1 pseudogene is annotated in these 374 nt (G+C 44.4%); it reads right to left on the bottom strand.

Features of this window, described 5'->3' with window-relative positions:
- Nucleotides 1-56: 56 nt before the first annotated feature.
- Nucleotides 57-374 (bottom strand): annotated as a pseudogene (locus tag CWC17_RS19085) (CsgG/HfaB family protein); the annotation flags it as partial.

Raw genomic sequence — 374 nt, 5'->3', positions numbered from 1 at the left:
AAACCAAATCTCAGGCGAGCGCCAAGTGCTTTTCCACCTACCTATGTTTCTTATGCTGTTACTACAAACTTTGCACCACTAAGAACGTGTTTTGTACCTGTTACCTTTTCTTCTTCTGCCAGTGCAGCCATGTTGGCGCGATCTAAAACGCTAAAGCGATTTGTTTGTTGTAAATGGCTCATTAATGTCGTTTTGGGTTGGCTACCTAAAGGGTCTTGTCCTGAAGAAAATATGCCGTTTTGACAGCTAGAGCGATTTACAAATGGGCCTACGACTAATTTACTTTTTGTGCCAGAATACGATGTGTTGTAGCTTGGTACCGTTGGTGGTTCAACATCTGTGGATGATGTTGTTGCCCGGCGGGGTTGCGTAGG

This window comes from Pseudoalteromonas sp. S3785 (genome assembly GCF_005887365.1).
In the GTDB taxonomy this organism is placed as follows: domain Bacteria; phylum Pseudomonadota; class Gammaproteobacteria; order Enterobacterales; family Alteromonadaceae; genus Pseudoalteromonas.
Note: the sequence above shows the minus strand (reverse complement) of the source record. Positions and strands in the feature narration are given on the sequence as shown.